This is a genomic window from Streptomyces sp. CNH189, assembly GCF_000527195.1.
Window position 1 is genome coordinate 385,793 of sequence record NZ_AZUS01000003.1, and the last position, 12,934, is coordinate 398,726.

13 protein-coding genes, 1 pseudogene and 1 riboswitch are annotated in these 12,934 nt (G+C 71.1%); of the genes and pseudogenes, 1 reads left to right on the top strand and 13 read right to left on the bottom strand.

Features of this window, described 5'->3' with window-relative positions; translation table 11 throughout:
* Nucleotides 1-45: 45 nt before the first annotated feature.
* From B100_RS0107065 to B100_RS0107100, 8 genes are all read right to left on the bottom strand, one after another.
* Nucleotides 46-381 (bottom strand): MerR family transcriptional regulator, encoded by a 336-nt coding sequence (locus B100_RS0107065; protein ID WP_024883740.1) that lies wholly within the window; start codon nt 379-381, stop codon nt 46-48.
* 208 nt (nt 382-589) lie between these two features.
* Nucleotides 590-877 (bottom strand): CBS domain-containing protein, encoded by a 288-nt coding sequence (locus B100_RS0107070; RefSeq protein WP_486585601.1) that lies wholly within the window; start codon nt 875-877, stop codon nt 590-592.
* A 61-nt stretch (nt 878-938) separates the two neighbouring features.
* Entirely contained in the window at nt 939-2,381 is a 1,443-nt protein-coding gene (locus B100_RS0107075; protein ID WP_024883742.1) for a DEAD/DEAH box helicase, read from the bottom strand.
* Nucleotides 2,382-2,561: 180 nt separating this feature from the next.
* Nucleotides 2,562-2,765 carry a cold-shock protein gene (locus tag B100_RS0107080; protein ID WP_023586116.1) on the bottom strand — a complete coding sequence of 68 codons (204 nt, stop codon included), beginning with the start codon at nt 2,763-2,765 and terminating at the stop codon, nt 2,562-2,564.
* Between the two features lie 282 nt (nt 2,766-3,047).
* On the bottom strand, nt 3,048-3,542 hold the full coding sequence (locus tag B100_RS0107085; RefSeq protein ID WP_024883743.1) for a GNAT family N-acetyltransferase: 495 nt from the start codon (nt 3,540-3,542) through the stop codon (nt 3,048-3,050).
* 31 nt (nt 3,543-3,573) lie between these two features.
* The gene (locus B100_RS0107090) at nt 3,574-4,677 is read right to left on the bottom strand and encodes an MBL fold metallo-hydrolase (RefSeq protein WP_078540747.1); all 1,104 of its coding nucleotides are present in this window, start codon (nt 4,675-4,677) and stop codon (nt 3,574-3,576) included.
* 232 nt (nt 4,678-4,909) lie between these two features.
* Nucleotides 4,910-5,695, bottom strand: coding sequence for an SGNH/GDSL hydrolase family protein (locus B100_RS0107095; protein WP_024883745.1), 786 nt, complete (start codon nt 5,693-5,695; stop codon nt 4,910-4,912).
* A 205-nt stretch (nt 5,696-5,900) separates the two neighbouring features.
* Complete coding sequence (locus B100_RS0107100; RefSeq protein WP_024883746.1) at nt 5,901-6,839, bottom strand: LysM peptidoglycan-binding domain-containing M23 family metallopeptidase; 939 nt, start codon at nt 6,837-6,839, stop codon at nt 5,901-5,903.
* 4 nt (nt 6,840-6,843) lie between these two features.
* Nucleotides 6,844-7,002: riboswitch (cyclic di-AMP (ydaO/yuaA leader) on the bottom strand.
* Nucleotides 7,003-7,552: 550 nt separating this feature from the next.
* Here B100_RS0107100 and B100_RS0107105 point away from each other — a divergent pair.
* Nucleotides 7,553-8,350, top strand: coding sequence for a tyrosine-protein phosphatase (locus tag B100_RS0107105; protein ID WP_024883747.1), 798 nt, complete (start codon nt 7,553-7,555; stop codon nt 8,348-8,350).
* Between the two features lie 31 nt (nt 8,351-8,381).
* On the opposite strand, the gene B100_RS33735 is transcribed toward B100_RS0107105, so the two are convergent.
* The 5 genes and pseudogenes from B100_RS33735 to B100_RS33740 form a co-directional block, all read right to left on the bottom strand.
* Nucleotides 8,382-8,510 (bottom strand): DUF6126 family protein, encoded by a 129-nt coding sequence (locus B100_RS33735; RefSeq protein WP_078540748.1) that lies wholly within the window; start codon nt 8,508-8,510, stop codon nt 8,382-8,384.
* Nucleotides 8,507-9,130 (bottom strand): helix-turn-helix domain-containing protein, encoded by a 624-nt coding sequence (locus B100_RS0107115; RefSeq protein ID WP_024883748.1) that lies wholly within the window; start codon nt 9,128-9,130, stop codon nt 8,507-8,509. Before B100_RS0107115 ends, B100_RS33735 begins: the two co-directional genes overlap by 4 nt.
* Before the next feature lie 108 nt (nt 9,131-9,238).
* Nucleotides 9,239-10,654: a class-III pyridoxal-phosphate-dependent aminotransferase gene (locus B100_RS0107120; RefSeq protein WP_051489940.1), complete on the bottom strand. Its 1,416-nt coding sequence runs from the start codon at nt 10,652-10,654 to the stop codon at nt 9,239-9,241.
* Nucleotides 10,651-12,564, bottom strand: a complete 1,914-nt coding sequence (dxs, locus tag B100_RS0107125; protein WP_024883750.1) for a 1-deoxy-D-xylulose-5-phosphate synthase — start codon at nt 12,562-12,564, stop codon at nt 10,651-10,653. Before dxs ends, B100_RS0107120 begins: the two co-directional genes overlap by 4 nt.
* Before the next feature lie 28 nt (nt 12,565-12,592).
* Nucleotides 12,593-12,934 (bottom strand): annotated as a pseudogene (locus B100_RS33740) (flavodoxin-dependent (E)-4-hydroxy-3-methylbut-2-enyl-diphosphate synthase); the annotation flags it as partial.

Sequence of the window (12,934 nt, forward strand, 5' to 3'; positions counted from 1 at the left end):
GCGTACGACGTTCCGTGCCCGCCGACACCGGCGGGCACGCTCGTCTCATTCGGCCGTCGGGTGCCCCGCTTCGGCGGCGCGCCGGTACTCGGCGTTGAGGCGCTGGGCCTCCTCCAGCTGGTCCTCGAGGATGACGATCCGGCAGGCGGCCTCGATGGGCGTGCCCCGGTCGACGAGTTCCCTGGCGCGGGCGGCGATGCGCAGCTGGTAGCGGGAGTAGCGGCGGTGGCCGCCCGGGGAGCGGAGCGGCGTGATGAGACGGGCCTCGCCGAGGGCGCGGAGGAAGCCCTGGGTGGTACCGAGCATCTCGGCGGCCCGGCCCATGGTGTAGGCGGGGTAGTCCTCGTCGTCGAGACGGCCGAACGTGTCGTCTGCTGTCATTGCACCTCTCTGCGGAACTCGTGGTGGGGCCCTGGTGCCGTCCGGCACCAGGGCCCCACAGGAACTACTACACCATCCGCCGGCTCCGATGCCGCACCGGCCCTGCCGACGCCGACCCGCTTCACGCGGTGTGGGCCCCGCCGGCGTACCGGTGGGGCCCACACCGTGAGTGGCGACTTCGGTCGCGCCGAAGCGAACGCGTGGTGTCTCAGCAGGCGGCGAGCGAGACGCGGTCGCGGTCGCCGAGGATGTCGCGCAGGCGGACGCGGTCCGGGTGGGCGCCGCTGTCGCGGACGGCGGTGAGGTCGCTCCGGGTCACCAGGCCGACGCGCTGGTCGTCCTGGTCGCAGACGGCCAGCCGGCCGGTGCGCGCGGCGGCCATGACGGCCAGCGCCACCTCGACGCTCATGTCGTCACAGACCCGCGGTCCGGCCGCGTCCATGACGTCGACGGCCTTCCTGCGCGCGGTGTCGGCGTCCGCCGAGCGGTGCTTCATCCGGATCACGGTCAAAGGTGCCTCCTGCGGAGATGGGCGGGCTGACGCGCAACGGAAGACCCTAGGCCGCCGTGTCGAGGACGGGCCGGCGCACGGACGCGCGCCGGGCCGCCGAGGAAGGGCGGCGTCGGCCCCGGGGCGAGGTCCCGCGCCTGGGGCGTTCGGTCACCGGTGCCGTGATGACGACCGGGACGCCGGACGGGGCCTGCGCCCCGGTGATCCGGCTCAGTGCCTCGTCGCCCGGGCGGACCAAAGTGGTGCGCGGCCGGATACCGGCATCCGCCATGAGGCGGACCATGCCGCGGCGCTGGCTCGGCGTGACGAGCGTGACGACGCTGCCGGACTCCCCGGCGCGGGCGGTACGGCCGCCGCGGTGCAGGTAGTCCTTGTGGTCGGTCGGCGGGTCGACGTTCACGACGAGGTCGAGGTTGTCGACGTGAATGCCGCGCGCCGCGACGTTGGTCGCCACCAGCACGTTGACGTGCCCCGTCTTGAACTGCGCGAGCGTGCGGGTGCGCTGCGGCTGCGACTTGCCGCCGTGCAGGGCGGCGGCCCGGACTCCGCTGTCGAGCAGGTCCTGGGTCAGCCGGTCCACGGCGTGCTTGGTGTCCAGGAACATGATCACGCGGCCGTCACGGGCCGCGATCTCGGTCGTGGCGGCGTGCTTGTCGGCGCCGTGGACGTGCAGGACGTGATGCTCCATCGTCGTGACCGCGCCGGCCGACGGGTCCACCGAGTGCACGACGGGGTCGGTCAGATAGCGGCGGACCAGCAGGTCGACGTTGCGGTCCAGGGTGGCGGAGAACAGCATCCGCTGCCCGTCCGGGCGCACCTGGTCGATCAGCGCGGTGACCTGCGGCATGAATCCCATGTCGGCCATCTGGTCGGCCTCGTCCAGCACAGTGGTGTCCACGTCGTCCAGCGTGCAGTCGCCGCGGTCGATGAGGTCCTTGAGCCGTCCGGGCGTCGCGACGACGATCTCGGCCCCGCCGCGCAGCGCGCCGGCCTGCCGTCCGATCGACATCCCGCCCACCACGGTGGCCAGCCGCAGCCTGACGGAGCGGGCGTACGGCGTGAGCGCGTCGGTCACCTGCTGCGCCAGCTCACGCGTCGGCACGAGGATCAGCCCGAGCGGCCGGCGGGGTTCGGCACGCCGGCCGGCGGTGCGGGCGAGCAGGGCGAGACCGAAGGCGAGGGTCTTGCCGGAGCCGGTGCGCCCGCGGCCCAGTACGTCACGGCCCGCCAGGGCGTTGGGCAGTGTCGCGCCCTGGATCGGGAACGGCACGGTCACTCCCTGGTGGCCGAGTTCGGCCAGCAGCCGCTCGGGCATGACGAGATCGGCGAACGTCTCGACGGGGGGCAGTGCGGGGGTGATCGTCCGGGGCGGTGCGAACTCGCCTCGCACGGCGGCAGGCCGACGGCCGCGGCCGTTGCCACGTGTGCGGTCGTTGCCACGTGTGCGGTCGTTGTTACGCGCGCGGTCGTTGTTACGCGTGGGGTTCATGGGAACCTTCCTCGACATGGCGCATATCAAGGAATTTCCCGCGGAAACGAGCAGCGCGGAGAATTACGAGTATGGACCGATGGGAAAAGAAACAGATGCGGGCCGACCAAGAAATCGGGGATGCAGCTGGGGCCCGCACCCCGAAGGATGCGGGCCCCAGCTGCAGTCTGTGTGCGGGCGTCAGGCCGGGACGATGTTCTCGGCCGTCGGGCCCTTCTGGCCCTGCGCGATGTCGAAGGTCACCTTCTGGCCTTCGAGCAGCTCGCGGAAGCCCTGCGCGGCGATGTTCGAGTAGTGGGCGAAGACGTCGGCGCCGCCACCGTCCTGCTCGATGAAGCCGAAGCCCTTTTCCGCGTTGAACCACTTCACGGTTCCAGCAGCCATGTTCATATCTCCTTCGGGGCAGTGCATCGGCATCCGCACCGTGCGGACGCCGTGTCGCCGCGATGATTACCCCGCCCGGAAATGACCGGAAAAGCAGGCGCCCCCAGCCGGCGGAACCGGATGGGGCACCCGATGTTTTCGGGAACCACAACTGCAACTGAGACAGACAGTAGCACGCGGAAATGACCTGGCCTAATGACGAGATTTCGCTCCGGTCATTGCGCCACAATCTCTCATGTCACAGCCCGTTCAATTCTCACTTCGCCGGCACAGACTTTTTGTTCATCGCGAAGAGGTGCGGAACTCGAGTTCGGGACGGTCCCACGGTATGGCGGGCGGGTTCGCGGGCACGGTCCCGGTCCGCACCGCGCCGACGCGGTGGTAGAAACCCTCGGCGGGGACGTGCGAGACGACCAGGACACGGTCGAGCCCGGCGGCCCGGGCCTCGGACCGCATGTGCGCGACGAGCTGTCGTCCGATCCCCCGTCCTTGCGCCTCGTCGGCGACGAACAGCAGGTCGAGCTCCGGCGGCGCGAGGACGAGCGAGTAGAACCCGAGGACCCGCCCTTCGTGGCCGTCTCCGTCGGCGTCGACCGCCACGAAGACACGGTGGGCCTCGATGTAGTCGGGACCGACCCGGTAGCCCGCGACCGCGGTGGCGTATCTGCCCTCGTAGGCGCCGGAGCCGCGCACGATCCGCGTCAGCCGCTTGGCGTCCCTCGCGACGGCTCTCCGGATCGTGACCGTCCGGCCGGCCGGGGACGTGCGTGGACTCATCGGGAGATCCACACGCTCTCGCGGCGCGGCATCAGTCCTCACCCACCAGGTCGAGGCCGTCACGGGACGCCTGCGGGGTGATCTCAGGAACGGGCCACTCGCGGTCCAGCGGCCGGGACACGTCCCGCCACCAGGGACGTACGGGAAGGTCGCCGGCCGGCTCGAAAGGCCGGCCCGGAACCGGGAAGGCGACCGCCTGCCCGACCGCGCCGGCCGCGGCCCGCATCCACTCCGCGGGCTCCGCCCACGGGTGCGGGGCCAGGTTGAAGGTGCCCCAGTGGATCGGCAGCAGGACACCGCCCGGCTCGCCTCCCTGGAGGTCGAGGTGCGAGCGCACGCCCTCCTCGGGCGTCATGTGGATGTCCGGCCAGAAGTCCGAGTAGGCGCCGACCTGGATCATCGTCGCGTCGAACGGGCCGTGGGCCGCGCCGATGTCCCGGAAGCCGTCGAAGTAGCCGGTGTCGCCGCTGTGGTAGATCCGGTGCCGCTCGCCGGTGACGACCCAGGAGGCCCACAGGGTGTGCTGGGTGTTGCGCAGGCCCCGGCCGCAGAAGTGACGGGCCGGGGTGGCGGTCAGCGTGAGGCCGCCGACCCGCGTCGACTCCTGCCAGTCCAGCTCGCGCAGCCGGTCCGCGGACACGCCCCAGCGCTCCAGGTGCGCGCCCACGCCGAGCGGCACCGCGAACACGGTGTCCGTGCCGGCCAGCTCCTTGATCGTGGGCAGGTCCAGGTGGTCGTAGTGGTCGTGGGAGATCACCACGACGTCGACCGGTCCGAGCGCGGCGAGCGGCAGCGGCACGGGGTGCAGCCGCTTCGGCCCGGCGAAGGGGAAGGGGGAACAGCGCTCACCCCACACGGGGTCGAACAGCACCCGCTGCCCGTCGATCTCCGCGAGCACACTGGAGTGGCCCGCCCACGTCACGCGCAGCCCGGTGGCGGGCGGGCGGGAGATGTCCGCGAGGGTGGTGGGATGCACCGGGATCGCGCCCTGCGGGGCGCGCCGGGAGCGGGCGTCCTTGTCCAGGTAGAGCTTCGCCAGGTCACGGTTCGACCCCGTGGGGCGCATCCGGGCCGGGCCGCCCGGGTTCCGGAAGACGCCGTTCTCGAAGTGCGGGGACCTGCGGATGCGCGCCATGCGCCCGCCGCTCGGGTCCGCGCCGAAGGCCAACGGCCGCAGGGCCCTTGAACCCGGCCCGAGGTTCGGAGAAGCGGCCACGGTACCTCCACGTGGAATCGATCGGAGATTCCATTATGTGCGGCGCCCGCGACGCCAGGGCCGGGTTGTGGAAGAGCCCACGGGGCCGGGTCCGGTCCAGGAGGTTCCGGAGGGGCCCGGACCCGGCCCTCGCGTGAGGGGCGTTCGGCGCTCAGGCGACCGCCGCGATCCGTACCCTGATGTCGTCCGGGGAGAGCGTTCCCTTGGGGATCACGTGGTCACCCGAGGACTCGCCGCGCAGCCGGCGACCGATCCAGGGCACCAGGTACTCGCGGGCCCAGTGGACGTCGTCCCGGCGGATCTCCAGGGTGCCGCGCGGCGGCAGCGGCGGCCAGGCCTGCTCCGGGTCGGCGGGGACCGTCAGGCCGAGGGCCAGGCCCGCGCGGAGCGCGACCCGGGTGTGCCCCTCGGGCGACAGGTGCAGCCGGTCGGCGTCCCAGGCCCTGCGGTCCTGCACGCTGCGCAGGGACCACAGGTCGAGCACCGGGCAGCCGTAGCGGTCGGCGACGGCCCGCACGTGCCCGTTGTACGTGGCGATCTTGCCGCGCAGATGCTTGAGCAGGGGGACGCCACGGGTGTCGAACCCGGTGGTCACCAGCACCGTGCCGGCCGTCGCGGCGAGCCGGGCGACGGCCCGCTCGAAGCGCTCGGCCACCTCGTCCGGGTCGGTCCCCGGGCGCAGGATGTCGTTGCCGCCCGCACAGAACGAGACCAGGTCGGGGGCGAGTTCGACCGCCCTGGGAAGCTGGTCGGCCACGATCTGGTCCAGCAGCTTGCCGCGCACGGCGAGGTTGGCGTACCGGAAGTCGCCCTCGGGCCTGCGGTCGGCGAGCAGGACGGCCAGCCGGTCGGCCCAGCCGACGAACGACCCGTCGGGGCCGGGGTCGCCGACGCCCTCGGTGAAGCTGTCCCCCACCGCCACGTACGACCCGATCACTCTTGCCTTGTCACTCTTCGAATCGTCTGCCACAGCCGGACATGATTCACCTTCCGATGTGACCTACGCGACCGTAGGGGAGGGTTGACGTGCGGTGAGATAAGCCACTCCCCAAATGTTGACCAAGCCCGGAATACGCCGAAGACCGGCCCCGTGGATCGGGGTCGGCCTTCGGCGTGCGTGTCAGGAAGGGTGCCGCGAGGGGTCAGAGAGCGACGCCCTTGGAGCGGAGGTAGGAGAGCGGGTCCACGTCCGAGCCGTAGTTCGGGCTGGTGCGGATCTCGAAGTGCAGGTGCGGGCCGGTCACGTTGCCGGTCGCACCGGAGAGACCGACCTGCTGGCCGGCGCTCACCGTCTGGCCCGCCGAGACGGACAGCGAGGACAGGTGGGCGTACTGGGCGTAGTGGCCGTCGTTCAGCTGGATGACGACCTGGTTGCCGTACGCGCCGCCCCAGCCGGCGGAGACGACGGTCCCGGCGCCGACGGCCTTCAGGGAGGTGCCGGTCGGCACGCTGAAGTCCACACCGGTGTGGTAACCGCTGGACCACATGCCGCCGGCCACCTTGTAGGCGGTGCCGATGCCGCCGCCGGACACCGGGGAGGTGAAGCCGGAGGTGGTCTGGGTGGAGGCCCCGGAGGAGGACTCCTCGGACGACTTCTGCGCCGGCTTCTCGGCGGGCTTCTCCGCCTTGGGCGCGGCGGGCTTCGCGGCCTTGGGCGCGGCCGGCTTCGACTCCTGCGGCGAAGTCGACTGCTGGGGGGCGCTCTTGGCGGCCTCACCCTGGAGGGAGAGCTTCAGACCCGGGTGGATGAGCGACGGGTCCTCGCCCACGGCCTCGCGGTTGTCCGCGTAGAGCTTCTTCCAGCCGCCGTCGACGTGCTCCGCCTCGGCGATCCTGGCGAGGTAGTCGCCGGCCTTCACGGTGTACGTGCGGGCCTCGTCGCCCTTGTCGCCCGTGGCCTGGTGGCTGGAGACGGAAAGGGACTGAACGGCCTTCTGGGGGGCCGACTGCGGGGTCGCCGCGTGCGCGCCGGTCGCGCCGAGCAGCGGCAGGGCGAGTGCGGCGCCACCGGTTCCGGCGACGGCGATGGAGCGGGTGAAACGCTGAGCCTTGGTGCTGCGGTGCTTACCCTTCGCGGGCATGTCGAATTCCTCTCCGGCGCCTACGAGGTGAGCTGTCGGGTGCGGACTGGAGATGTCCGGCCGCGTCGCTGCGCGGCTGTACCCCAAGCCTGTTCTCCGGGGTCCGGAACAGGCGGTTGTACCTGTGGGTCCCCCGCTCCTGCCGTGCGTCGGGTCAGTGTGTGCGGGCTCCGGGCGGCGGCAGGATTAGGCGTCCGTCCGGATCGGTTGGGAACGTAAGCGACCGCGACGCGGCGAAACAAGCGCGTGTTCCCGCGAACCGGCTTTTTCCGTGATCGAAAGGGGAAAATGACGTCACCCTGCGTGGACCGCACAAGCAGCCCGAGAGTGAATTCCCTTGCCATGAAGGGGGATTACGTGAGCATGGCGACAGCACACGGTCACCGGTATGACGATGCTCACGCACCCCATCCTCAACTCCTCTTCTATCGGGGCACTTTATGACTAAGTGACCCAAACGGACAGAACGCATGAATCGCCGCAAGCACGACGGCACACGCGGAGCATTCGCGACATCTGGATCTTCCTGTCGGCAGCCCCTCGACGGATGCACACAATCCAACAGAATCACTCACAGCCAGACAGCGCGCACACACCCCGCTCGCCCCGCATCTGCCCTGTGGACAACTCATTGCCCCTGGCAGGCATGTCGTATCGTCGAGTGGTGCCCGTCGACGAGCCGCGGCGACGGCGCCGAGTGGGAGGAGCCGTCCGTGACGCAGGAGATCCCGTCGACCGAGCCCCAGCTGACCGGGGTGCGCAACTTCCGCGACGTCGGAGGACTGCCGACCGTGGACGGCCGGCGGGTGCGGCACGGTGTGCTGTTCCGCAGCGGCCACCTCGCCCACGCCACCACGGAGGACGCCGCCTTCCTCGCCTCGCTCGGCCTGCACACGGTGTTCGACTTCCGCAACGCGGCCGACCAGAAGCTGGAAGGGCCGGACGTCGAGCTCCCGGGCGTACGCAACGTGAACCTGCCGCTCAGCGACCCGGCCGACGGCGCGGAGTTCTGGAAGATGGTGCGCGACGGCGACATCGACCAACTGCGCGCGATTCTCTCCGGCGGCCAGGCCGCCGACCGGATGATCAACTCCTACCGCACCACCATCAAGGCGCGTACCGGCGAGCACTCCCAGGTGCTGAGCGCGCTCGCCGAGGACAGCGTGCCCGCGCTGATGCACTGCGCGGCCGGCAAGGACCGCGCGGGACTCTCGATCGCGGTGACACTCCTCGCCGTGGGCGTGGAGCGGGACGCGATCGTCGAGGACTACCTGAAGTCCAACGCCAAGCACCGCCGGTACAAGGTGCGCCGCAGCGGCAGCTCCCCCGACACCTACTCCCCCGAGGTGATGGAGCTGCTCAGCCCGCTCTTCGACGCGCGCGAGGAGTATCTGGCGGCGGCCTTGGAGACGATCGAGGAGACCTGGGGAGGGGTGGATCCGTACCTGGAGCAGGGGCTCGGCCTCACGCCGGCCCACAGGGAGCGGCTGCGCGAGCGCCTGCTCGACTGACGTCCGTGTGCCTCTGCCGCGGCACGCTCACTTACTTCTTCGGGGCCATCTCGAAGAGGAAGTAGATGAAGGCCGCGAAGAGGTGCCCGACCACGACGTAGACGAACAGCCTCACCCACAGGGCCCTCGGGAACTTCTCTTCCATGTCTTTGCCGGTCACGGTGTCTCTCCATGGGTCGGGCCCAGGCACAGGGTGGCCGTGGGACTCTGCAGCAGGGTGTGGACGAACAGCAGCTCGACCCCGTCGGGGTCCTGGGCGGCGATGCGGTGCGGGGTCAGCGAGTCGAAGTGCGCGCTGTCGCCCGGACCGAGCCGGTGCAGGGTGTCACCGAGGCGCAGCCGCAGCCGCCCCTTGAGGACGTACAGCCACTCCTCACCGGGGTGGACGCGCACGATGTCACCCTGGGAGCCGTGCGGCACCTGGACCCGCAGGGCCTGCATGCCGCGCGCGGCGGCACCGGCCTGCCAGTACGTCCAGCCGCCGGCCGCCGTGGATTCCATGTCCGCGGCGCGCACCACGGCGTCCCGGTCGGCGGCCGACTCCCCGAGCAGCTCGGAGACGGTCGTGCCGTAGATCCGGGCCAGGGAGAGCAGCATGGGCAGCGAGGGCTGGCGCTGCCCGGTCTCCAGCCGGGAGAGGTGGGCGGGCGACAGGCCCGCCTGCCGGGCGGCGGCCTCCAGTGTCAGGGAGGACCGCCGGCGCAGGGCGCGCAGCTGCGGAGCGACCGCGGGGAGCGCCTCGGCAGGCTCGTCCCGTGGTTCGGTCTCGGAGGAGCTCATACCTCTATTGAGCACCCGACCTTGCCCCTGAGGCAATTTCCTTGCCTCTGAGGCAAAGCCGGTGAGGTTCCGTGCGCTCGCCGCGGCCGGCGAGGTGCGACCGCGCGGTCAGCGGTTGGCGACCGCCTGCTTCACCAGGGTCTTGCCGAAGTCCCAGATGAGCCCGCCCTCGTGGGCGTCGTCCATCACCGCGGTGAAGGCGTCCACGAACCGGTTCACGTCGTCCTCGTCGATGATCAGCGGAGGGATCAGTTTGATCACCTCCAGATGGTCGCCGGAGACCTGAGTGAGGATACGGTGCCGCTGCAGCAGCGGCACCACCACCATCTGCGCGAACAGCCCCTTGCGGGCCGCCTGGAGCATCGTCCAGCGCGAGCGCAGCTTCAGCGAGCGGGGCCGGCCGAACTCGATGCCGATCATCAGGCCCCGGCCGCGGACGTCGGCGAGCAGCTCGTAGCGGTCGGTCAGGGCGGCCAGCCGGGTCCGCAGCAGGTCGCCGGTGGTGCGCACGTGCGCGACGATCTGCTCGTCCTCCATGACCGACAGGACCGCGAGGCCCGCGGCCATGGCCTGGGCGTTGGAACCGAAGCTGGCCGAGTGCACCAGCACCCGGTCCATCGAAGAGAAGACCTTCTTGAAGATCCAGTCCCTGCCGAGCGTCGCCCCCACCGGCACGTATCCGCCGGACAGCGCCTTGGCGACGCACACCAGGTCAGGCTCCACCCCCTCCTCGTGCTGATACGCGTAGAAGTCGCCGGTGCGGCCGAGCCCGGTCTGCACCTCGTCGACGATCAGCAGTGCCTTGTGCCGGTGCAGCAGCTCCTGCGCGGCCCGCAGACAGCCGGGCGGTGCCTCGAGCACGCCCTTGCCCTGGATCGGCTCCACGATCAGGGCGGCCACGTCGCCCCTGCGCAGCTCCCGCTCCAGGGCGTCGAGGTCCCCGAGCGGTACCGCCGTGTCGGGGAGCAGCGGGGCGAACCCGTCCCGGAAGCCGGCCTCGCCGTTGACGGAGAGGGAGCCGGTGGTCAGGCCGTGGAAGGCGTGCTCGCAGTACAGCACGCGCGGCCGGCCGGTGGCGTACCGGGCGAACTTCAGGGCGCCCTCCACGGCCTCCGTGCCGCTGTTGCCGAAGAACACCCGGTCCAGGTGGGGGCTGTGGGCGAGGAGCCTCTCGGCGAGCAGGCCCGGCAGCGGCTGGCAGTCGAAGCGGGTGAGGTCGGCCAGGGACAGGTCCAGCACGTCGTGCAGCGCCTTGCGGACCACGGGGTGATGGCGGCCGAGGCCCATCACCCCGAACCCGGCGAGCATGTCCAGGTGGTCGTTGCCGTCGGCGTCCCAGAAGTGGGCGCCCTCGGCCCGCTCGTAGACCTTGTCGAAGCCGATGGTGTGCAGCATGCGCGGGAGCTGCGGGTTGAGGTAGCGGTTGTGCAGCTCGTAGCGTTCGGCCCCGCGCTCGGCGAGCAGCGCGCCGAGGTCGAACGTCCCGGCCAGTGACGACTCCGACGCGGACTCCGCGGTGGTCATACCTGGTGCTCCTGTGCGTCCTGTGGCTGTTTCACGAGTTCTTCCCCGACGGCGAGGCTCGCGCTGATGCGCCCGGCGATGTCGACCGGGGTGAGACCGATGTCGGCGAGCACCTCGCCGCGCTTGGCGTGCTCGAGGAACTCCTCCGGGATGCCGAACCGCCGTACCGGCACGTCGATCCCGGCGTCGCCCAGTGCCAGCGCGACCGCCGAACCGACCCCGGCGGCGCGGCTGTTGTCCTCCACGACGGCCACCAGCCGGTGGTCGGCGGCCAGGTGCGGGAGGGCCGGGTCGACGGGCTTGACCCAGCGGGGATCGACCACGGTGCAGCCGATCCCGCGCGCCTGGAGCAGGTCCGCGGCCTGGAGGCAGACCGGCGCCATCACGCCGACCGCCACCAGCAGCACCTCGGGGTCGTCCGCCCGGTGCAGGACGTCCAGCCCGCCGACGCGGTCCACCGCCAAGATCGCCGGGCCGGCGGACTCCTTGGGGAAGCGCAACAGGGTCGGCGCGTCGTCCACGGCGACCGCCTCGCGCAGCTGGGCGCGCAACTGGTCGGCGTCGCGGGGCGCGGCGATGCGCAGGCCGGGCACCACCTGGAGGACGGACAGGTCCCACATGCCGTTGTGCGAGGGCCCGTCGACACCGGTGACGCCGGCCCGGTCCAGGACGAAGGTGACCCCGCAGCGGTGCAGGGCCACGTCCATCAGGAGCTGGTCGAAGGCGCGGTTGAGGAAGGTGGCGTAGACGGCGACGACCGGGTGGAGTCCGCCGGTGGCGAGGCCGGCCGCGGACACGGCCGCGTGCTGCTCGGCGATACCGACGTCCCACACCCGGTCCGGGAAGCGCTCGGCGAAGGCGCCGAGGCCGACCGGGTGGAGCATGGCGGCCGTGATGGCCACCACGTCCTCGCGTTCCTCGCCGATCCTGACGATCTCCTCACCGAAGACGGAGGTCCAGGACGGCCCGCCGGAGGGGGCGAGGGGCGCGCAGGTGAGGGGGTCCATCACACCGACGGTGTGGAAGTGGTCCTCCTCGTGGGCGAGGGCCGGTTCGTAGCCGCGGCCCTTCTCGGTGAGGCAGTGCACCAGGACCGGGCCGTGGAAGCGTCTGGCCCGGCGCAGCGCGGACTCCACGGCCTTGATGTCGTGGCCGTCGATCGGTCCGACGTACTTCAGCCCCAGGTCCTCGAAGAGTCCCTGGGGGGCGAAGGCGTCCTTGAAGCCCTTCTTCGCGCCGTGCAGCGCCTCGTAGACGGGCGGGCCGACCACGGGGGTGCGCTGGAGGACGTCCTTGCCCCAGGCCAGGAAGCGTTCGTAGCCGTCGGTGGTGCGCAGGGCGGCGAGGTGGTTGGCGAGTCCGCCGATGGTGGGGGCGTAGGAGCGTTCGTTGTCGTTGACGACGACGATCAGGGGCCGGTCCTTGGCGGCGGCGATGTTGTTGAGCGCCTCCCACGCCATGCCGCCGGTGAGCGCGCCGTCGCCGATCACCGCGACGACGTGCCCCTGCTCCCCGCGCACCTGGCGGGCCTTGGCGAGCCCGTCGGCCCAGCCGAGCGCGGTGGAGGCGTGGCTGTTCTCGACGACGTCGTGCTCGGACTCCTCCCGGCAGGGGTAGCCGGACAGGCCGCCCTTGCCGCGCAGCTTGGAGAAGTCCTGACGCCCGGTCAGCAGCTTGTGCACGTAGCTCTGGTGGCCGGTGTCCCACAGGATGCGGTCGACCGGCGACTCGAAGACGCGGTGCAGGGCGATGGTGAGTTCCACCACCCCGAGGTTGGGTCCGAGGTGGCCTCCGGTCCTGGCGACCGCGTGCACCAGGAACTCCCTGATCTCGTGGGACAGTTCACCGAGTTCCGCCTCGGACAGCGCCTTCAGGTCACGTGGTTGCCGAATGTTCTCCAGAATCGTCACGCTCGGGCCCCCTTCGGTTCCGTGCTGTTCAGCTCACGGTGACGGCCGGCTCCCCCGACGCGATACCGTCCTTCTCCATCTGCTCGGCGATCTTCATCGCCTCCTCGATCAGCGTCTCCACGATCTTCGACTCCGGCACGGTCTTGATGACCTCGCCCTTCACGAAGATCTGCCCCTTGCCGTTGCCCGACGCCACACCCAGGTCCGCCTCGCGCGCCTCACCCGGACCGTTCACCACGCAGCCCATCACCGCGACCCGCAGCGGCACCTCCATGCCGGTCAGACCCGCGGTGACCTCCTCTGCCAGCTTGTACACGTCCACCTGCGCGCGCCCGCACGACGGGCAGGAGACGATCTCCAGACCCCGCCG

Bases quoted from the DNA above. Each gene is read 5' to 3' on its own strand.
- B100_RS0107065 (WP_024883740.1), bottom strand. From the start codon at position 381: ATGACAGCAGACGACACGTTCGGCCGTCTCGACGACGAGGACTACCCC.
- B100_RS0107070 (WP_486585601.1), bottom strand. From the start codon at position 877: ATGAAGCACCGCTCGGCGGACGCCGACACCGCGCGCAGGAAGGCCGTC.
- B100_RS0107075 (WP_024883742.1), bottom strand. From the start codon at position 2,381: ATGAACCCCACGCGTAACAACGACCGCGCGCGTAACAACGACCGCACA.
- B100_RS0107080 (WP_023586116.1), bottom strand. From the start codon at position 2,765: ATGGCTGCTGGAACCGTGAAGTGGTTCAACGCGGAAAAGGGCTTCGGC.
- B100_RS0107085 (WP_024883743.1), bottom strand. From the start codon at position 3,542: ATGAGTCCACGCACGTCCCCGGCCGGCCGGACGGTCACGATCCGGAGA.
- B100_RS0107090 (WP_078540747.1), bottom strand. From the start codon at position 4,677: ATGGCGCGCATCCGCAGGTCCCCGCACTTCGAGAACGGCGTCTTCCGG.
- B100_RS0107100 (WP_024883746.1), bottom strand. From the start codon at position 6,839: ATGCCCGCGAAGGGTAAGCACCGCAGCACCAAGGCTCAGCGTTTCACC.
- B100_RS0107115 (WP_024883748.1), bottom strand. From the start codon at position 9,130: ATGAGCTCCTCCGAGACCGAACCACGGGACGAGCCTGCCGAGGCGCTC.
- B100_RS0107120 (WP_051489940.1), bottom strand. From the start codon at position 10,654: ATGACCACCGCGGAGTCCGCGTCGGAGTCGTCACTGGCCGGGACGTTC.